Origin of the sequence: Myroides sp. NP-2 (genome assembly GCF_014145665.1) — a bacterium.
GTDB lineage: Bacteria > Bacteroidota > Bacteroidia > Flavobacteriales > Flavobacteriaceae > Flavobacterium.
Window position 1 is genome coordinate 233,716 of sequence record NZ_JACHTD010000003.1, and the last position, 19,801, is coordinate 253,516.

Here is a 19,801-nt window from a genome sequence, read left to right on the forward strand (position 1 = left end):
GATGTTGTTAAATTGTCATTCTTACTATAGTCTGCGCTTTGGCACGATTCCCTTAGCGCAATTGGTAAACAAAGCCAAAGAACTACAAATCACCACCTTAGCACTCACAGACATCCATACCTTTTATGGGATGTATGACTTTATTCGCCTGTGCCAAGAAGCGTCGATTAAACCACTTATTGGCGCTGAGTTTCGCGTAGATCAACGCGTACAATACATCGTTATTGTCACGAGTACACACGGTTTTACTGCTGTCAATCAATATATTTCTCATCACAATAAGACCAAACAACCCTTCGCCAAAAAAGCCCCTAACTTGGTCGATACCTTTGTGATCTATCCTATGGATAATTGTCCACCTACCCTTGCGGATCACGAGTATATTGGCGTGAGAATGAATCAACGCAACCTACTCTATCAAGAACAATGGAAAAAGCTAGTACACAAAATGGTTGTTTTACACCCCGTAACGATTCAACATCCTGAAGAGTATGAGTTGCATCGCATCCTACAAGCGATTGATCAAAATACACTATTGAGCAAATTAGATCCTCAAACATCTGCCTTACCCGATGAAGTTCTCGTGAGTGAAGCAACCTTATCTCAGCATTTTGCCGCCTTTCCTACCTTACTTGCCAATACTAAAAGAATCGCAGCTGAAGCTACTTTTTCGTTTAGCGCGAAAAAAAACAGAAATAAACGCCATTTCACCGACAGCAAAGAAAGCGATTTACAGCTGCTAACTCAACTGGCGCAAGAAGGATTAATACGGCTCTATGGCAGTGAAAACAACCAAGCACAGCTGCGGTTAAAAAGGGAATTAGCGGTTATTGAGCAATTGTCTTTTGCCAGCTATTTTCTCATTATTTGGGATATTATTACCTACAGCACAACACGGGGTTTTATGCATATAGGCAGAGGAAGTGGCGCTAATAGTTTAGTAGGGTATTGCATAGGGATTACCAATGTGTGTCCTTTAGAACTCGACTTGTATTTTGAGCGTTTTTTAAATGTCAATCGAAAATCACCTCCTGATTTTGATATTGACTGGTCGTGGACAGATCGCGATGCGATTATAGACTATATCTTTGATCGATACGGCAGTGAACACGTTGCTTTTTGCGGAGCCATGTCCACCTTTAAAGCGCGTTCTATTGTTCGAGAAATCGGCAAAGTATACGGATTAGCTAAAGAAGAACTCGATCAGCTCAACAATCGATATACAAGCGAACACATCGATAACAATTCCGTGGTTCAACTGATTCATCGGTATGGACAGCTCTTGGAGGGATTTCCAAATCAACGCAGCATGCACGCATGTGGAATCCTGATTGCAGAAGAACCACTGACTTGTATTACTGCCTTGGATTACCCTCCCAAAGGTTACGCTGTTGCACAATTTGACATGCACACTGCCGAAGACATTGGTTTTGAAAAATTCGATATCCTCAGTCAGCGCGGTATTGGACACATTAACGAAGCTGTAGCCCTGATCCAACAGAACCAAAACACAACCGTTGATATTCGCGATATTTCGCTTTCCAAAAACGAGTTGCGTTCCAACGCCTATTTACAAGCGGGAAACACCATAGGCTGTTTCTACATTGAAAGTCCAGCTATGCGTGGATTATTGAGAAAATTAAAGTGTAACAATTACAAAACATTAGTCGCAGCTTCGTCTATTATCCGACCTGGAGTTGCCCAAAGCGGTATGATGCAAGAATATATTTACAGACACAATCACCCCAATCAATTTGAGTATTTTCACGATGTTTTTAAAGACCAACTCGGGGAAACCTATGGCATAATGGTATACCAAGAAGACGTCATTAAGATTGCTCTTCACTACGGAGGGTTACCTGCCGAAGACGGCGACATTCTCCGCCGTGCTATGAGTGGAAAAAGCCGTTCCAAAGAAGGCTTACAAGCGGTTCGCAATCGCTTTTTAGCCTTATGTGAGGCAAAGGGACATCCACAAGCCCTTAGCGAAGAAATATACCGCCAGATCGAATCTTTTGCAGGCTATTCTTTTTGCAAAGCCCATTCGGCTTCTTATGCGATTGAAAGCTATCAAAGTCTATACCTCAAAGCCCATTATCCCCTGGAGTTTATCGTGGCTGTGATCAACAACCAAGGTGGATTCTATCGCACAGAAGTGTATGTACACGAGGCTAAAATGTCTGGCGCTCGCGTTTTTCCCCCTTGCATCAACCGAAGCAACCAAGGAGCTACCTTGAGAAAACGAGATATCTTTTTGGGATTTGAACTGGTGAAAAACCTCAACACAGCGCTAGTAGAAGCCATCATAAAAGAGCGTCAGCGACAAGGAAATTACACCTCTTTGGAGAATTTTATCCAACGTGTAAACATTCCGCTTGATGCCTTGGAAACCTTACTATTTATCGGAGCTTTTCAATTTACAGGACTCCAGAAAAACGAATTGCTCATCCAAGCGAAATTGTTGTATCACAAGAACAAATCCAATCCAACTTGGTCGTTGTTACAAGAACCCATGAAACCATTTAACTTGCCAAAACTGAAGAGAATACCAGAAGAAGATGCCTTTGATGAACTTGAATATTTGGGTTTCCCAGTATCTTGTAGCCCCTTTAACCTCTTACAGACGAAATTTAGAGGAGAAATCACCACCAAGGACTTCCTCTACCACAAAGATGAGAATACGCGCTTAGTGGGCTATTTAATCGCCTTAAAGCCCATTCAAATCAAAAGTGGACTCATGTACTTCGGTACGTGGATTGATGTACATGGAGATTACTTTGACAGCGTTCACTTTCCTCAAAGCTTACAGCAATACCCCTTTCAAGGAAGTGGTTGTTATTTGCTCTTGGGAACGATTCAAATAGAATACGACGTGCCAACGCTTCACATTATCAAAATGGCCAAACTCCCTTTTATGGCAGATCCGAGATATCAAGTAGACAACAAACAAAACACAAAAGGAAAAATAATAGCTAAAAGAGCATAACACAATGGTGAATTGAAAGGGAATAGAACAGCAAATAGAAGCATCCTATGCAAAGTGGCGCAGATACAAACTGATGTAGGTCGTTATACCTCCAGCGATCTACCCTAAAAAAAGGCAAAAAAAAATCCCCTATTTAGGAGATCAAAATAAAAAAATGGCAAGCTACCTACATCGCACCGCTACAACCACATACCTTTGCTGCGTTCCCACCCTGGAGGATTCTGCAGGAGCTGGTCGTGTAGGACTTGCCGTTGCAAATATACAACCATTTTATATTTTTCCAAGTGTTTACTACTATTATAATAACTTTTGTATATTGTAATAAAATTTAAACGACCGATGAAAAGACATAACATGCTTATACCCTTAGCCTTATCCTTAACCATTTTCAGTTGTTCTGAGAAAAATAATTTACAAAAAAATGTAATTTCTTTAAATACATCCGAATTAAAACAGGTTTACAACGATAAAGAGACTATAAAATTAAGCTTAAATCTCGCGCCAAACACCGAGCTTGACTCCGTAGTTTATTACTTAAACGACCATCGTCTTGGTTCTTCAAAGGCCAATGAACTAGTAACTGCCCCATTAAAAGGGTATAAATATGGACAATATATACTAAAAGGAACCGCTTATGCCAATAAAGAAAGTATTGATGTTACTACTCGTGTTACCCTACTTTCTTCTGTTGCCCCTCAATTAGTTAATTACTCCATTGTCAATACACTTCCTCACGATATCAAAGCGTATACACAAGGATTGGAGTTCCACAACGGAATCCTATATGAAAGCACAGGAAATGGTGAAGGCATCGGAACAGGAACGAAAGGCGTATCAAGCGTGCGTCAAATCAACCCTAAAACGGGAGAAGTCCTTAAAATAAAAGAACTTCCAGCGAGCATATTTGGAGAAGGCTGCACCATTTTAAACAACAAGCTGTATCAATTGACCTATAAAAACAATGAAGCTTATGTTTACAATCCAGATACTTTTGAAAAAATCGCCACTCTTCCCTACTTTCAACGAATGGAAGGTTGGGGCTTGTGCAACGATGGAACATACCTGTATATGACAGATGGCTCAGAAAAAATATACAAGCTCAATCCTGATACCTTCGAAAAAGTGGATGAGATCACAGTCGCTGCTCAACGTGAAATCTTGGTCAACATCAACGAACTAGAATGGGTAAATGGCAAGATTTACGCCAATTTCTACGGAAAAAGTGGTGTAGCTATTATTAATCCAACTACAGGAGCTGTAGAAGGTGTTATAGATCTGTCACAACTTTATGATATGGTAGAACATCACCCTGACTTAGACGTATTAAACGGAATCGCCTACAACGCTAAAACCAATACCTTCTTTGTAACTGGAAAAAACTGGAACAAAATGTTCGAAATTAAAATTATTGAATAGCGTTATTGGAGATGGGTGACTGAAAAATTTTCTTTCAATGAAAAATAAAACAGCGATGGCTTCCAATTGGAAGCCATCGCTGTTTTATTTTAGTTTACGGTTGACGGTTTACAGTTTCTAAACCACCACTCATTACTCCCCTCTCACTCATACAAACTCACCCCATTAACATCAGTAGTCAAGACGTCCGACATATAATCAAAAAACGGTTTCATTACTTCAAAAGTTTGAATCACTTCATTTATAAAAGTGGGTTGTAGCAGTTCCTCATCCGCAAAAGGGCGCATAACTAAAAACTGTTTTTTGCGCAGTAAATCAATGGCGGGATGTTCTTTATCAAAGCCTTTAGGTGCAGTTTTCAGCTCTTCCCCTACCAATCCGCCAAAGGTTTGAATAAATTGCGGATCATTGATGAGCTGACGCATTTCAGAATCATCTAAAGCGATTTCCTTTCGAATGCGCAATAAGTCATCTTTATTGGGTTCCCAAAATCCTCCGCCAACAAAACTCTTTCCAGGCTCTATATTCAAGTAATACCCCCCGCGTAACAGTGGTTTTTTACGCCCGATATGTAAGCCAAAATACGTTTTATACGGTGTTTTATCTTTGGAAAAACGCACATCGCGATATAAGCGATGGACGTGAAACAACTCAACCTCATCTACAGCAGCCATTTGATCAAAAACGCTTTTGAAAAACGCTTTTACTTCGGTAAAAACGGCATCTATTTGTGGCTTATTCTCCGTAAACCACGGCTTATTGTTATTTTTACTAATCGCCTCTAATAGGGCTATATGTTCTTTTTTTAAGTGATCCATAGTTTCTTCAACAATTGACGGACAAATTTACTTTAAAATAGTTGTATTCTTATTAATATACTGCTGACGTTGCTCCTTCGTGATGGATAACCCCTGTGTAATATACGCATCCATTGTACCGTACTTGGCCTCAATAGCAGTAAACATTGCCGTTAAGTAGTTGGGTTTAATCCATGAGAAATTTTCAATGACCTCATAGTCAATTTTTGGAAACATAAATTTTCCAAATTTTGCCAATTTCATGCGACTAGCAACATCATCAACCCGCCCGTTGTTGGACAGTAAATATTCTTCCATGATGGTTTGGCGATCTACGTTTAAAATACTCAACACAATAGCGCCTATCATACCCGTACGATCTTTACCTGCCGAACAGTGAAACAGTGTTGCTTCTTCATTATCCAAGATGCGCACAACAATCTCGCGGATTTTTTCTGGGTTATCCAAAACGTAAATCCCGTAAAACTCCTCGACCGCTTTATTTGATTCCTCAACAGTTACACGTCCTTTTAGCACTTCTTTCTTCGCTTTGCTAAACATATCTTCTGAGTCTTCAAAAGCTTGTAGGTTATAGTATGAAATGGTTGTTGGCAAGCGATCGGGATGCTTTTTAATTTCCCTATCCGTCCTTAAATCAATTACTTGAGAAATACCATAGTCTTGCAGCACTTTAAAATCCTTCTTCTTCAATTTTCCCAAATGACCACTGCGATAAAAGCGCCCAGCTTGAACCACGCGTTGGTCTTGCGTGATAATTCCTCCAAGCTCGCGAACATTAGCCACATGATTAATCGCCACTGCTGCATTAGCTTCTTGATATAATGTTTTTTGTTGGGCGGCAGGAGAAAATGACGTGGTTTCTCCACTGGCATAGCGCTCAGCTAAAGCTTCATAATTCTCCTTTGTATCTAGCTTTGAAAACACAATGGGTTGGTAGGCGTGTTTATACGAACAGCTCCCTAAAAACAACAGTCCCCCCATTAAAATTAACCGTCTATATTTCTTCATAACACATCTTGTATGGTCCTCTTTCAAAGTTAAGCATTTCTATTCTATTTCTCCGTTTCCCCTCTAGATACAAAAAAAGCAATGCGGGTATCGCATTGCTTTTTTATATTTTTCAGGTAGTTTCTGTTTTAAACTCCCATAAATTGAAACGGTTTGCTAGCAACTAAATGATCGTTAGACAAGCCAAAATACTGCTGTCTATTGGATACATCTAATTTTCTAACTCCTGCTTTTTCTCCAAAATCAAGGGTTTTAAGGTCTAACCACAGAGGCGATAACGTCAATGGGTCTTCGTAATAATACACTAGATTTTTTTGATCTGACACCGCTCTCCATTTTGTTGAAGACAAGTTGGGATATCCTTCGATATGTACTCCATAAGGAACAGAACAGTTGCGGATGACACTAAATGCCGATCCAACTGCTACCATGGTATCATCGCTTTGATCTACTGCTGTAGCGTAATACGAAGCTCTTGCGAAGCGATCTTCTGATCTTCCTGTTCCTGGTAACACCTGATTACCTGGTAAAAATGCCCAGTAATCGCGGATTGCTAATTGCTTGTCATACGTTGGTGAATTGGTAACAACAGTATAAGAAGGATCGTGGTAAATCTTTAATTTTCCATCGATATACTCCAACACAGCATTGTCGCCTTTGGCGTCTGACATGGTTAGGTGAACCGTTGCCAAGGTGGTTCTCCCTGGTGTATTAGCTGTAACGACAGTAACTGGATTTTTCTGTAAATCAGCTACGGCTTCCGCTACAGTTGCATAGTTATCCAATACATATTGCGCCCATATAGCTAAGCTCATTCCCTTTTGTTTTCCATTTGGATCATAATCAGGATATTGAGATTCGACTAACCACAAAATATTGGCAACAAGTCCTTTTTCATTCATTCCGTCTGTTGTGGCGATATCAAAGGCTGATACGATGACACTTCCGTATTTAGACTTCCATTTGGCAGAGGCTTTCCCCACTTCCCCTGTGCGTTCCATTCCTCTTGGAAAAACCCAAATATTCGGGTCGATTTCATCTTTCCAATCCATTGAACGCGCGGTAATTATTGTATTATTTGGCCCTTTGTATACCACTCGGGTACACGCATAAGCATCTGATGCAACGGGTAGTAAAAAGGCTGCTAAGGCTAAATTAGCTACCCAAATTTTCCATTTTTTCATAGGTATAGAATTTATGTGTTTTTTATTTCAATGCTTGTTTAAACGCTAGCAATGCTCGTTCTCTAGCTAGCTTGTGGTCGACAATTGGCGCCCTGTATAATCCCTCTAGATCTTCGGGCAACCATCGCTTGATATACTGTCCATCTTTGTCAAATTTTTTTTGTTGTTCGGTGGGATTAAAAATGCGAAAATAAGGCGCGGCATCACAACCACATCCTGCTGCCCATTGCCAGTTTCCAACGTTTAGTGCTAAATCGTAATCATTTAACTTTTGCGCAAAATACGCCTCTCCCCAACGCCAATCAATCAACAAGTGTTTGACTAAAAAACTAGCCACCACCATGCGCACGCGATTGTGCATATACCCCGTTTGATTCAATTCACGCATTCCTGCATCAACCAAGGGATAGCCTGTTTCTCCTTTACACCACAACTCAAATTCTGCTTCGTTATTTCTCCAAGCGATTTTTTCGTACTCTCTTTTAAAACACCAGCGAGCCGAATGCGGATAATGATATAAAATTGAAGTAAAAAACTCTCGCCAAATCAATTGACTTAACCACGTATCGTTATCAACTAGTGCTTGTGCTACACAGGCGCGAATAGAAACGGTACCAAATCGAATGGCCATTCCCAAATGCGTTGTTGCATCCAAGGCTGGATAGTCGCGGTTTTCCGTATAGTTTTGAATAATAGATCGATCGAAAACTGGAGGGACAAATCGAGGGTTATTCCCCTCCACATAACCTAAATCCGATAAACTAGGCATCGTATTTCCCTTTGTTTTGGGAAGAAAATGCGTTTCTTTTAACGGGATTGTCCACGCGTTTAGGTGTTGCTTGGTCAGCGAATTTCTCCACAATTTTGCATAAGGCGTATATACCTTATAAGGCGTTTGATCGCTCTTCAGCAATTCATCCGCACGAAAAATAACTTGATCTTTGAACGCGTAAAAACCAATGTTCTTCCCCCTTAAAAAGGCTTCTACCTCAGCATCGCGTTGCTGGGTTAATGGTTCGTAATCCTCATTGGTATAAACGGCCTGAATAGCATAAGTAGCTGTTAGTTGTTCAAATGAATGCAGCACCGTATCACAGTAAAAAAACATTTGACTAGTGAGTGCATTCAATTCTGCGTTCAGCTGTTCTAATGCGCCATAGATGTAAGGGATGCGCTTGTCATTTCTATCGGGAAATTGCGCTAAAATATCCGTGTCAAAAATAAAAAGAGGCAAGACTTTTTTTCCTGATTGTATAGCGTGATATAAGCCTACATTATCGTGCAAGCGAAGATCTCTTCTAAACCAAAATACTACAATTTCTTCCATACAATAAGTCTAGTAAAAAGACCCTTTACTTTTTGAAATAAAGGGTCTTTAAATATAACTTTTTTTATTTAAAAATAGCCAATAATACTCAACCATGTTGTACCGAGTATCAAATAAACAGCCAAAAGCAAAAGTCCGATGCACAAGCCATAGCTCCACCAAGCCTTTAATTCAACATAACCACTACCAAAAAACACGGGAGCTGGACCGTGTCCATAATGTGTTAGTGTACCGTATATAGAGCCCATAAAACCGAGGGTCAACGCCAAAAGCATCGGAGGTACACCTAATGATAGTCCCACCCCCAACAAGGCGGCATACATGGCTGCTACATGGGCTGTGGCACTAGCAAAGATATAGTGACTAAAAAAGTAGACTATGACGAGTAAAGGATAGGCATAATGCCAGCCAATTCCCCCCATTTGCACTTTGATTAAATCGCTAAACCAACCAATGAAACCAAGGGTATTTAACGAACTAGCCATCATAACTAAAACCGCAAACCAAACAACCGTATCCCAAGCTCCTTTTTCAGATTTGACATCCTCCCACGTTAATACAGAGGTTAACAATAGGATAGAGAGACCAATAAAAGCAGTTGTTGTGGCATCAATGGTAAATAAATCTCCGGTAATCCACAAAAAAAGCAAGATAAAGAAAGTCAGTAACATCAACTTTTCTGACAGGGATAATTTACCCATTTCTTTTAGTTTTGCTAGGGCAATCTTAGGAGCATCACCTGTTTTCTTTAATTCAGGCGGGTAAATTTTATACAACACCAGAGGCGTGATAATAAAGGCTATGATTCCAGGTACGAAGCCTGCAATTGCCCAGTCCATCCAGCTAATATGGATCCCCATATCAGCTGCAAATTTTTGACACATCGGATTACTCGCCGTTCCTGTTAAGAACATTGCCGAGGTAATCAGATTGAGATAATAACAATTTAACGTTAAAAAAGAACCTACTTTTTTCTTTGTTTCTTCTTTAGATGGATCTGAACCAAAGTTCATCGCCATGGATTTCATAATGGGATAAATAATACCACCACCCCGGGCAGTATTACTTGGGATCGCTGGTGCCAATACTAAATCTGCCAGCCCTAATCCATACGCTAATCCCAACGTACTTTTACCGAATGTGCGAATAAACAGATAGGCTATTCGATTTCCCAATCCTGTTTTGATAAAGCCACGAGCAATAAAGAATGAGATTCCGATTAACCAAATTACTTTATCCCCAAACCCCTGTAGACTTAATGCGATGGATTTTCCTGCATTTCCAGGAGCTAAAAGCTGAAAAAAAGCAGTGAGTCCCACGGCAATCATACACATAGTACCCATTGGTGCAGCTTTTAGAATAATCCCTAAAATAGTGCTGACAAAAATGGCAAATAAATGCCATGCTTCTAATGTAACCCCCTCTGGAATTGGACAAAACCACAATAACAAGCCTACAATTAATGTGATTCCAAGTTTTTTTAGGTGTACTTCTTTCATAGAAGAACCGTTTTAATAGTTATTGTAATCGGCATTGAAATTGGATGAAGGCAAGGTTAGAATTATAAGATTTCGTTTGTTCTACATTCGTCTTAAAATTGTCAATTTGCATTCCCACTTGTAAGCGAGCACCATAATTCTTTAAAAATTCTAAACTGACCATGGGAACCCAGGTTTGTCTTGCGTTCGAATTGAGGTGCGCACTAGCGTCTAAATACTCATAACGGCAGGCAAATTCGATGGTTTGCAAGCGTTTTTCTCCTAATTCATATCGTATATTCGGCAAAATGTAGAAACTTTTCATCAAATAATCCTTCATTACGCCTACGCGCTCATCGACGGCTTGATTAAAAAACATAAAGTGATTTGTACCTTGCTTGGCTTCGAGCTGGAAGTCAATGCTCCAACGATCACTCAGCGGGAAGAAAGCCGTTGCTTCTGCGCCCACGGCATACACCGTTTGGCGTTGTACCTCTCCTAGTCCACCACTAATTCCCACATTAATTTTGTGCTTGGGATCGACATTGAACAACAAACGGCTCGAATAGTGTTTGCCGTCGTCATTATCTGTCTTGTTTTTACCATTTCCATTGGTTACTGAAAGACCGTAACTCATAGGAATTTTCCCTAAGTCCACACTTCCTGTTACTGCGGCACCAATTTGGAAGCTCGTCCAACCATTATCGCCAAATAAGTAGTAGGAATTGGAATAGTCAATGGATTTTACAACGTCAACAGGATAGGTTTCCTCTACGCCAAACAGCGGTCTAAACTGACCAACTGTAAATTGCAAATAACGATTCAACGTATACTTTGCATAGGCATTTTCCAATACTTTTGTCTTGGGATCTGACTTAAAATCTGCCAAATTCACCAACGCTACAACTTCTAAATTTTCGGTTATTTTGGCGTTCATCGAAACGCGCATTCGCTTAACTTCAAAGGAATTATTCGTTCCATCCCCATCGCCATAATGCATTCCATTAATATCTACGCCTCGTTTAAAATTATCCAAATAGCGCGCTTGAAAAACACCTCCTACTTTAAATTGAGGATACGTTTGCGTCGTATTATGTAAGACTATTTTTTCTTCAAATACGCGAATTGTATCTTGTACCATTTCCCTCTCCTGTGCCCAACTACTTACTGCAGTACACAAGCCTATTCCAAAGAGAAATAGGCTTTTTAAAACCTCAATTTTACTTTTCATTTTATCATTTCTTTTTAAACTTGAGAAAACTTGCTCGATTGTATTCATAATTCATACGGGCAATATTCAACACCGAAATTCCCTGAGGGCATTCAACCTCACAGGCTTCTGTATTAGAACAATGTCCAAATCCCTCTTCATCCATTTGCATAATCATGTGCAAGGCACGTTCTTTTCGCTCTTGTTGCAATTGAGGCAACAAGGCTAATTGGGTAATCTTTGCTGAAGTAAACAAAGCGGCACTACCGTTTTTACACGTTGCCACACAAGCACCACATCCGATACAAGCGGCAGAATCAAAGGCAGCTTCTGCTGTTTCATGAGAAACGGGGATGGTATTTGCTTCTGGAGCTTGTCCGGTATTCACCGATACATAGCCTCCGGCAGATATGATGCGGTCAAAAGCTGTGCGATCTACTTTCAAATCCTTTTTAACAGGAAATCCAGCAGCCTTAAATGGTTCAATTAGAATGGTTTCTCCATCTTTAAACTCGCGCATATGCAATTGACAAGTCGTTGTATTTTCTAAAGGTCCATGTGCGTTTCCGTTAATCACCACCCCACATTGTCCGCAAATCCCCTCTCTACAGTCGTGATCAAATTCAATAGGTTCCTCTTTTTTAGAAATTAGTTGTTCATTTAATGTGTCCAACATTTCTAAGAAAGACATATGTGTATTCACATTATCTATCGCATAATCCACTAATTTACCTTCAGATTTGCGATCTTTTTGTCTCCATATTTTAAGATTCAATTTCATAGCCCTATTATTTATAACTACGGATAGTTGGTTTGACGTATTCAAATGTTAATTCTTCTTTATTTAAAATGGGTTCCTGATCCAAAGATCCCGGCCACTCCCAAGCAGAAATAAATTGGAATTGCTCATCGTTACGAGCAGCTTCCCCTTCTTCGGTTTGGTATTCCTCTCTGAAATGCGCTCCACAAGATTCATCACGGGTTAAAGCATCATAACACATAAGCGTTCCGATTTCCAAGTAATCTGCTACGCGCCCCGCTTTTTCTAGCTCTGAGTTAATCGTAGCATTAGTTCCAGGAACGTGTACATTCGTATAAAATTCGGCTCTCAATTTTTTAATTTCCTCAATGGCAAACGTCAACCCTTCTTTTGTACGGGCTAAACCACAATAATCATACAGGAGTTTTCCCAATTTTTTGTGGTAGTAATCCACTGTCTTATCGCCTTTAATTTTCAAGAGATTTTCCAATTTGTCTTTGACTTCTTGTTCTGCTTTTTCAAACGCTGGGTGATCTGTTTCAATTTTCCCCACCCTAATTTGATCGGCCAAGTAGTTAGCAATGGTATAAGGTGCTATAAAATACCCATCTACTGAAGCTTGCAACAGTGAGTTTGCTCCCAAACGATTTGCGCCATGGTCCGCAAAATTAGCTTCACCTAAAGCAAATAATCCTGGGATGGTTGTCATTAACTCATAGTCTACCCATAAGCCTCCCATAGAGAAGTGAGCCGCTGGCGAAATCATCATCGGTTCTTTGTAGGCATTTGACCCTGTAATTTTTTCATACATGGTAAATAAGTTGCCGTATTTTTCAGCGATTTTCGCCTGTCCTTGCTCTTTGATTGCCTTAGAGAAATCCAAGTAAACCGCATTTTTCAACGGTCCTACTCCAAAACCAGCATCGATGCGCTCTTTGGCTGCACGAGATGAAATATCACGCGGCGCTAAGTTTCCAAAAGCAGGATAGCGTCTTTCTAAATAGTAGTCGCGTTCTTCTTCGGGAATATCATTGGCGAGTCTGGTTTCATTTAGGTTTTTAGGCACCCAAATACGACCGTCGTTGCGCAGTGATTCTGACATTAGGGTCAACTTCGATTGATAATCTCCAGATTGAGGTAAAGATGTTGGGTGAATTTGCGTCCAGCTAGGCGAAGCGAAGAAAGCTCCTTTTTTATGGGCACGCCAAATTGCAGAACCATTACATCCCATGGCTAAGGTAGATAAATAATATATTTTACCGAATCCACCCGTTGCAAGTACAACGGCGTGAGCGGCATGTCTTTCAATTTCTCCTGTTTCTAGGTTTCTCACAATTACACCTCTTGCTTTTCCATCGATCACCACCAAATCCAACATTTCATGTGAAGAGTACAGCTCAACAGTTTTCTTATTGACCTGACGCATCAGGGCTTGGTAGGTACCCAACAACAACTGTTGTCCCGTTTGTCCACGGGCGTAAAATGTTCTACTCACCTGTACCCCTCCAAAGGATCTATTGTTCAAATAACCGCCGTATTCTCTACCAAAGGGAACCCCTTGAGCAACTGCTTGATCAATTAAGTTAACCGAACACTCTGCTAGGCGATAAACATTGGCCTCTCTGGCTCTAAAGTCCCCCCCTTTTAGCGTATCGACGAACATTCGATAAATACTATCCCCGTCATTTTTGTAGTTTTTGGCAGCATTCACTCCTCCTTGGGCCGCTACGGAGTGCGCGCGACGTGGCGTATCTTGAAAGCAAAACGATTTTACATTATACCCCATTTCACCTAAAGAAGCCGCTACAGAACTACCAGCTAACCCCGTTCCAATTACAATTACATCCAGTTTTTTTCTGTTTGCTGGATTGACCAAACGAGCATTCTTTTTATAGTTAAACCATTTTTCTTCTAATGGTCCTTCAGGAATTTTTGCATCTAATTTCATAACAAGCTTGTATTAATGGGTGATATAAATATAAATGGGCATCAAAGCGAATCCAACACATAGGATAACGGCATAGGCAACACCGAAGGCGTTAATCCAACGCACGTATTTGGGGTGAAATAGCCCGAGTGTACGCACGCCACTGTGGATGCCGTGAATCAGGTGGTACGCCAGTGCGATCATAGCAATAACATAAACTACAACTAGCCATAACTCTTGAAAGGCAGTCACCACTACCGTATATAAATCTTTATTGCCATTGGCGTCTAAACCAATGCTACCAAATTTGTAGACATACCAAAAGTTCTGAAAGTGAAGCACAAGGAAGATTAAAATGATCACACCTAAAACCCCCATATTCCTGCTATACCATTTGCTAGCCCTACCTCTTCTGTCGCGTTTGTAGGTTCCTCCAGCTTTTTGGTTTTTTGAGGTGATAATAAGCGCGTAAATCGCATGTCCTAAAATGGACAAGTAAAGCACATAAGACACCGCTTTTACCAGCGGATTACCCGTTAAAAAATGGGAATAAGCATTAAAGCTTAGCTGTGCTTGTTCGGGTTCCAGAAACAACTGAGTGTTTCCCAAAAAGTGAATCAGTAAAAAGAAACACAGAAACAACCCAGTCCCTGCCATTACAATCTTTCTTGAGAGTGTATTCATCTTATTTTTGTTTTAATAATTAATTCATGAACGGATGTATAATTCTATCGATTGGAACGATAATAAAAACCACACAAATAGTACCAAAAAAGGATTTTCACTTATCTTTTTTATCTTAATATTTAAAATAAACAGATAACTTTCTAAAACCACCACCTACAATCACACATAATTAATACTAAAATTACTAATTATTAGAAACATTTATCAAAAAATTAATCAATTTCATTTTTTTTTAAAACAATACAGAATGAATTTAAATTAGCAACGCCTCTATATGCCTTACAATGCAGCGATTCCGGTATAAAAGTGCTATCTTGACCATGAAATTAAAAAAAATATTTTCCTAAAAATGTAACAATTATCATAGTTGGACATCTAATTATACTATGAAACAAAAAAGTCTTGAATTAGAGTTTGTTAGCCTTTTGGATGAGCATCAAAATCTCATCCACAAAATCTGTCGGCTATACACAGATGAGGAATCTGCTCATAAAGATTTGTTTCAAGAGATCTCCATTCAACTATGGAAAGCATACCCTGGCTTTAGAGGGGAATCAAAATTTACAACCTGGGCTTATCGAATCGGACTAAACACGGCTATTTCGCTATTTCGAAAGAAAACGCGCCAAATTAGCACCACGAGTTATGATCCAATGATTCACCATTTTCACTATAACGAGTACAACGAAGAGGAAGAACAACAACTCAAATTAATGTACAAAGCGCTTCATCAATTAAATGATATTGACAAAGCATTGGTATTCTTGTATCTCGAAAGCAAAACCTATGAAGAAATCGCAGAAACACTAGGAATTAGTGAAGTGAATGCTAGGGTAAAAATGAACCGAATTAAAAGCAAATTAAAAAAAATACTAAATCCGTAAGGATACACGATATCATGAATGAACTTGATTTATTAAAAAAACACTGGAACGCTAACCAAAACTTTCCAAAGATTTCCAAAGACGAAATCAAGAAGATGATTCACAAGAAATCATCTTCAATCGTCATGTGGATATTTATTATTAGCGTTATTGAGTTTCTTTGTCTCAACTTGGCAAGTTTTTTCCTATTTAATGAAGAAAGTACTGATTTACAAGAAAAAAACAATCCTATATTTGAGCTAATTGTCAATAATATTGACTACCTCAGTGGCTTTATTTCCTTGGTATTCATCTTTCTATTTTACACGAAATACCGCAAAATTTGCGTAGCAGATAGCACTAAAAATTTAATGAAACAGATTCTCCAAACCAAGAGAATGGTCAATTACTATATTGCCATCAATATTTCATTAATCTCGATTTTATCCCTTTTTGCCATTATTAGTATTTTGAGCTCAGATGCCGATACCTCCCACAGTTGGAAGTATTACACCTATATTCTTGGGTTGTTCACTTTTTTATTTTTGATTTTCTTCGTAATCATCTGGTTGTACTATCGCGTGGTTTACGGAATTTTGACTAAACGCTTGATGAAAAATTATCAGGAACTTGAGAAGATAGAGAATTAAATTTGTATCTTGGATACTCATTTTACCTTATAATTCAAGCTATGACTATCACGCAATTACAATATGCCTTAGCTGTTGCAGAGCACAAAAATTTCACTCTTGCAGCAGAAAAATCTTTTGTGACTCAGCCGACCTTGAGTATGCAAATCCAAAAATTAGAGGAGGAATTGGGTGTTCAAATTTTTGATCGCACCACAAAACCGATTCAACTGACAGCAATTGGCGAAGTGATTATTCAACAAGCACATAAAATTTTAAACGAATCCAATCGAATCAAAGATATTATTGACCAAGAAAAAGGCTTTATTGGAGGTGAATTTAAGTTGGGAATCATCCCCACTGTTACACCAACACTATTACCTATGTTTATTAAAACTTTTGTCAGTAAGTTTCCAAAAGTCCATTTAATTATTGAGGAGTACACCACGGAAGAAATCATCAGCAGGCTCAAAGGTGGGTATTTGGATGCTGCCATTGTTGCTACGCCATTAGAACTAGAGGATATTAGAGAAAAAGTGCTGTATTACGAGCCTTTTATCGGTTATATCCCCCAACAATTACAAAGTGAATTTGGCGATAAAATTACAACGGATCAACTCGATCTAAAAAAGTTATTGCTTTTACAAGACGGACACTGCTTTCGGGATGGTATCATCAATATCTGTAAAAACAAAACTGCGGACGCTGATCGCCCGTTCTCCTTAGAGAGTGGTAGCTTTGAAACCTTAATTCAATTGTCTAAAGAAGGTTTGGGTTACACTTTATTACCCTACTTACACACGCTTCAACTCAACAGTGAGGATCAAAAGAACCTCCTGCCTTTTGAATCGCCACAACCTGCAAGAGAAATCAGCTTAATACACACGTCCAACGACTTAAAGCTACAGATCATTCAAGCGCTATACGACACCATATTGAGCGTTATTCGCGGGGCAATTGCCTTTCAGGACGTCAAGATTATCAGTCCGAAGAAAAAATAAAATTCTCAACAAGCCTCTACCATTATCAAGGAGAACAGTTGACAATACCGAGGCAATCGATACAGGAAATAAAATTCTCCAATCAAATCTAAAGCAAACGCAACGAATACAAAATAAAAAAAGGGAGTAAGAATTAGATCTTACTCCCTTTTATGTTAGTTGGGAAGATTACTCTTCACCTTCACCTTTTACTACCAAACGGAATCCTTCTCCGTGGATATTTAAAATCTCAACAGCTTCGTCTAATTTTAAATATTTTCTCAATTTTGCGATATAAACGTCCATACTACGAGAAGTGAAATAGTTATCATCTCTCCAGATTTTCGTTAAAGCAACTTCTCTTGGCATTAAATCGTTTTCGTAAATTGCCAATAATTTCAGTAATTCATTTTCTTTTGGGGACAACTTAATTGGTTCTTGGTCTTGGAATGTTAAGAATCTCAATTTAGAATTCAAATGAAATTTACCGATTTGGAATTCGAATTTCGTGTTATCTGTTTTTACTTCAGATGTTTTTCTGTGAATAATTGCCTTGATTTTCATCAACAACACTTCAGAATCAAAAGGTTTGTTTAAGTAATCGTCAGCTCCTACTTTATATCCTCTTAACACATCCTCTTTCATCGATTTTGCAGTTAAGAAAATAATAGGCACTTCCTTGTTTTTGTCACGGATTTCCTTGGCTAAAGTAAACCCGTCTTTGTAAGGCATCATCACATCTAGAATACAAAGATCGAAAGTGTCGCGTTTGAACTTTTCAAATCCTTCCATTCCATTCTTAGCTAACGTAACTTCAAAGTCATTGATGGCTAAGTAATCTTTCAAGATCGCTCCAAAGTTTGGATCGTCCTCGACTAATAGAATCTTTTTGTTGTTTGTTGTTTCCATATATATATTGATTAATTTATTAATGGCATTTTAATAATGAACGTACTTCCTTTACCTTTTTCACTTTCAACATATACTTGTGCATTGTGGTCTTCTACGATTTGCTGTACGTAAGCTAACCCCAATCCATGTCCTTTCACATCGTGTAAGTCACCGGTATGCTCGCGATAGAATTTATCAAAAATTCTCTTTTGTGCATTTTTACTCATCCCCACTCCTTGATCGACAACTTTTATCAAGATAAAATCTTTGATATTTTCTGTATACACATCAATGATTGGTCTTTCTTTTGAGTATTTTATTGCATTGTCTAACATATTCACCATCACACTGGTCAAATGGAATTCATTTCCTAGTATATCGGATCTTCTAGCGTCGAGATGTAGGTTAATTTCTCCTCCTCTATCTTGAACGATCAGGCTTACGTGATCTACTGCAGATTCGATAACTTCGTGAATATCGACGGCTTCTTTATCTGCTTCAAACTCTTTCTTTTCGAGTTTGGATATGCGAAGCACGTTTTCCACTTGGGCGTGCATGCGTTTATTTTCTTCCCGAATCATATTGAGGTATCGCTCGACCATTTCTGGTTTATCGATCACCTTGGGATTTTTTATCGCATCCAACGCTAGGTTAATCGTTGCTATTGGCGTTTTAAACTCATGCGTCATATTGTTGATAAAATCCGTTTTCATTTCTGAAATCTGTTTTTGCTTAATCAACTGATTGATCGCATTCAAATAAGCTGCAATAATAACAACTGTGAATAAGATTGACAAAAATGTAATTCCAATTAATGAAGAGAATAAATACTTACTCTTCTCTGGAAAAGTTACATACAAGTGATACTTACTTTTTCCGTCATTATTTTTTAGAATAGGCACCCCATAAGTAGATCCTTCGCTGTATTCGAATTCATCTGACTTAATTTTAGTTGCCAGTCCTTTGTTGTAAACACCAAATTCAAATTTGGCATTTACTCCGTATTGATGTAGCTCGTTTTGTAATAATTCGTTGAGTTTTTCCTTAGAAATTCTCTCATCTACTCGTTTTAGCGCCACGATGTCTTTGAAATAAATCTCAAACTGTGCTTTATCTAAAACGTCTAAATTTCCAGATTTTTCGATTACCTCATCTGGATAATTTTGATGCAAATTATCACTCCCTCGATCAAAGGAATTTCCTTTGTGAATCTCGGTTTTACGTCTAGCTACAAAACTTTTTATGTTTGTACTATCGGCTCTCTTGTCAAAGAACGAACTTCGCAAATTAAAATCTTCCAAAATCAGTGTGTTCGAATAAAACACTGATTCGTTGGTTATGGGATTGCGTTGATAAATAACGATCTCTTTTAATTCACTTTGCTTTGGCGGTTCGCCAATACTATCTACAATATTGTTGTACATTTTGTAGAACTCCATCGCTTCATTTTGTTCGATGGCGTTCGACACATTTCCAATCACTTGTTGGACGTGGTATTTAAACTGTTCCTCGTTATTGTTGTACGAACTAACAATCCAATATAATTGTACGATGATGATGCCAATCAATGAAAAACTCATTATACCGACAAGTATCCTAAATCGTAATTTATTCATCGCAATTCAAAATTATGATTA

The 19,801-nt window shown here is 38.8% G+C and carries 16 protein-coding genes and 1 other RNA gene; 5 read left to right on the forward strand and 12 right to left on the reverse strand.

The genetic code is table 11. From position 1 onward, the window contains the following. Nucleotide 1 precedes the first annotated feature (1 nt). Nucleotides 2–2,986: a DNA polymerase III subunit alpha gene (locus H4K35_RS04840; RefSeq protein WP_182626256.1), complete on the forward strand. Its 2,985-nt coding sequence runs from the start codon at nt 2–4 to the stop codon at nt 2,984–2,986. 152 nt (nt 2,987–3,138) lie between these two features. Here the strand turns inward: H4K35_RS04840 and ffs are convergent. Then, nucleotides 3,139–3,237: signal recognition particle sRNA small type (gene ffs, locus H4K35_RS04845), an RNA gene on the reverse strand. A gap of 88 nt (nt 3,238–3,325) precedes the next feature. Between ffs and H4K35_RS04850 the strand changes: the two genes are divergently transcribed. Then, a complete protein-coding gene (locus H4K35_RS04850) occupies nt 3,326–4,402 on the forward strand; it encodes a glutaminyl-peptide cyclotransferase (RefSeq protein WP_182626257.1) in 1,077 nt (358 codons plus the stop codon). A 143-nt stretch (nt 4,403–4,545) separates the two neighbouring features. Here the strand turns inward: H4K35_RS04850 and H4K35_RS04855 are convergent, their stop codons facing one another. The 9 genes from H4K35_RS04855 to H4K35_RS04895 all read right to left on the reverse strand — a co-directional run bounded on the left by H4K35_RS04855 (nt 4,546) and on the right by H4K35_RS04895 (nt 14,798). Next, on the reverse strand, nt 4,546–5,220 hold the full coding sequence (locus H4K35_RS04855) for a DUF2461 domain-containing protein (protein ID WP_182626258.1): 675 nt from the start codon (nt 5,218–5,220) through the stop codon (nt 4,546–4,548). A 27-nt stretch (nt 5,221–5,247) separates the two neighbouring features. After that, nucleotides 5,248–6,228 (reverse strand): tyrosine-protein phosphatase, encoded by a 981-nt coding sequence (locus H4K35_RS04860; protein WP_182626259.1) that lies wholly within the window; start codon nt 6,226–6,228, stop codon nt 5,248–5,250. Nucleotides 6,229–6,356: 128 nt separating this feature from the next. Continuing rightward, nucleotides 6,357–7,412 (reverse strand): linear amide C-N hydrolase, encoded by a 1,056-nt coding sequence (locus tag H4K35_RS04865; RefSeq protein ID WP_182626260.1) that lies wholly within the window; start codon nt 7,410–7,412, stop codon nt 6,357–6,359. Nucleotides 7,413–7,434: 22 nt separating this feature from the next. Beyond that, on the reverse strand, nt 7,435–8,739 hold the full coding sequence (locus H4K35_RS04870) for a deoxyribodipyrimidine photo-lyase (protein WP_182626261.1): 1,305 nt from the start codon (nt 8,737–8,739) through the stop codon (nt 7,435–7,437). A gap of 68 nt (nt 8,740–8,807) precedes the next feature. Further along, the gene (locus H4K35_RS04875; RefSeq protein WP_182626262.1) at nt 8,808–10,238 is read right to left on the reverse strand and encodes an anion permease; all 1,431 of its coding nucleotides are present in this window, start codon (nt 10,236–10,238) and stop codon (nt 8,808–8,810) included. Between the two features lie 19 nt (nt 10,239–10,257). Then, nucleotides 10,258–11,448: a porin gene (locus H4K35_RS04880; protein ID WP_182626263.1), complete on the reverse strand. Its 1,191-nt coding sequence runs from the start codon at nt 11,446–11,448 to the stop codon at nt 10,258–10,260. A 4-nt stretch (nt 11,449–11,452) separates the two neighbouring features. Further along, entirely contained in the window at nt 11,453–12,208 is a 756-nt protein-coding gene (locus tag H4K35_RS04885; protein WP_182626264.1) for a succinate dehydrogenase/fumarate reductase iron-sulfur subunit, read from the reverse strand. A 7-nt stretch (nt 12,209–12,215) separates the two neighbouring features. Further along, on the reverse strand, nt 12,216–14,135 hold the full coding sequence (locus tag H4K35_RS04890) for a fumarate reductase/succinate dehydrogenase flavoprotein subunit (protein ID WP_182626265.1): 1,920 nt from the start codon (nt 14,133–14,135) through the stop codon (nt 12,216–12,218). 12 nt (nt 14,136–14,147) lie between these two features. Further along, nucleotides 14,148–14,798 carry a succinate dehydrogenase cytochrome b subunit gene (locus H4K35_RS04895; protein WP_182626266.1) on the reverse strand — a complete coding sequence of 217 codons (651 nt, stop codon included), beginning with the start codon at nt 14,796–14,798 and terminating at the stop codon, nt 14,148–14,150. A gap of 389 nt (nt 14,799–15,187) precedes the next feature. Here H4K35_RS04895 and H4K35_RS04900 point away from each other — a divergent pair, with 389 nt between their 5' ends. From H4K35_RS04900 to H4K35_RS04910, 3 genes are read left to right on the forward strand one after another with little or no spacing between them, the layout of a single operon-like run. Further along, on the forward strand, nt 15,188–15,685 hold the full coding sequence (locus H4K35_RS04900; RefSeq protein ID WP_182626267.1) for an RNA polymerase sigma factor: 498 nt from the start codon (nt 15,188–15,190) through the stop codon (nt 15,683–15,685). A gap of 14 nt (nt 15,686–15,699) precedes the next feature. Continuing rightward, complete coding sequence (locus H4K35_RS04905) at nt 15,700–16,314, forward strand: hypothetical protein (protein WP_182626268.1); 615 nt, start codon at nt 15,700–15,702, stop codon at nt 16,312–16,314. 41 nt (nt 16,315–16,355) lie between these two features. Further along, complete coding sequence (locus H4K35_RS04910; protein ID WP_182626269.1) at nt 16,356–17,294, forward strand: LysR family transcriptional regulator; 939 nt, start codon at nt 16,356–16,358, stop codon at nt 17,292–17,294. Nucleotides 17,295–17,462: 168 nt separating this feature from the next. On the opposite strand, the gene H4K35_RS04915 is transcribed toward H4K35_RS04910, so the two are convergent. Continuing rightward, nucleotides 17,463–18,182 (reverse strand): response regulator transcription factor, encoded by a 720-nt coding sequence (locus H4K35_RS04915; RefSeq protein ID WP_002986137.1) that lies wholly within the window; start codon nt 18,180–18,182, stop codon nt 17,463–17,465. Between the two features lie 11 nt (nt 18,183–18,193). After that, nucleotides 18,194–19,744: a sensor histidine kinase KdpD gene (locus tag H4K35_RS04920; protein WP_255492365.1), complete on the reverse strand. Its 1,551-nt coding sequence runs from the start codon at nt 19,742–19,744 to the stop codon at nt 18,194–18,196. Nucleotides 19,745–19,801 lie beyond the last annotated feature (57 nt).

Excerpts from the sequence above, each read along its gene's own strand:
- H4K35_RS04840 (WP_182626256.1), top strand. The coding sequence starts at position 2 with ATGTTGTTAAATTGTCATTCTTACTATAGTCTGCGCTTTGGCACGATT.
- H4K35_RS04850 (WP_182626257.1), top strand. The coding sequence starts at position 3,326 with ATGAAAAGACATAACATGCTTATACCCTTAGCCTTATCCTTAACCATT.
- H4K35_RS04855 (WP_182626258.1), bottom strand. The coding sequence starts at position 5,220 with ATGGATCACTTAAAAAAAGAACATATAGCCCTATTAGAGGCGATTAGT.
- H4K35_RS04860 (WP_182626259.1), bottom strand. The coding sequence starts at position 6,228 with ATGAAGAAATATAGACGGTTAATTTTAATGGGGGGACTGTTGTTTTTA.
- H4K35_RS04865 (WP_182626260.1), bottom strand. The coding sequence starts at position 7,412 with ATGAAAAAATGGAAAATTTGGGTAGCTAATTTAGCCTTAGCAGCCTTT.
- H4K35_RS04870 (WP_182626261.1), bottom strand. The coding sequence starts at position 8,739 with ATGGAAGAAATTGTAGTATTTTGGTTTAGAAGAGATCTTCGCTTGCAC.
- H4K35_RS04875 (WP_182626262.1), bottom strand. The coding sequence starts at position 10,238 with ATGAAAGAAGTACACCTAAAAAAACTTGGAATCACATTAATTGTAGGC.
- H4K35_RS04880 (WP_182626263.1), bottom strand. The coding sequence starts at position 11,448 with ATGAAAAGTAAAATTGAGGTTTTAAAAAGCCTATTTCTCTTTGGAATA.
- H4K35_RS04885 (WP_182626264.1), bottom strand. The coding sequence starts at position 12,208 with ATGAAATTGAATCTTAAAATATGGAGACAAAAAGATCGCAAATCTGAA.
- H4K35_RS04890 (WP_182626265.1), bottom strand. The coding sequence starts at position 14,135 with ATGAAATTAGATGCAAAAATTCCTGAAGGACCATTAGAAGAAAAATGG.
- H4K35_RS04895 (WP_182626266.1), bottom strand. The coding sequence starts at position 14,798 with ATGAATACACTCTCAAGAAAGATTGTAATGGCAGGGACTGGGTTGTTT.
- H4K35_RS04900 (WP_182626267.1), top strand. The coding sequence starts at position 15,188 with ATGAAACAAAAAAGTCTTGAATTAGAGTTTGTTAGCCTTTTGGATGAG.
- H4K35_RS04905 (WP_182626268.1), top strand. The coding sequence starts at position 15,700 with ATGAATGAACTTGATTTATTAAAAAAACACTGGAACGCTAACCAAAAC.
- H4K35_RS04910 (WP_182626269.1), top strand. The coding sequence starts at position 16,356 with ATGACTATCACGCAATTACAATATGCCTTAGCTGTTGCAGAGCACAAA.
- H4K35_RS04915 (WP_002986137.1), bottom strand. The coding sequence starts at position 18,182 with ATGGAAACAACAAACAACAAAAAGATTCTATTAGTCGAGGACGATCCA.
- H4K35_RS04920 (WP_255492365.1), bottom strand. The coding sequence starts at position 19,744 with ATGAGTTTTTCATTGATTGGCATCATCATCGTACAATTATATTGGATT.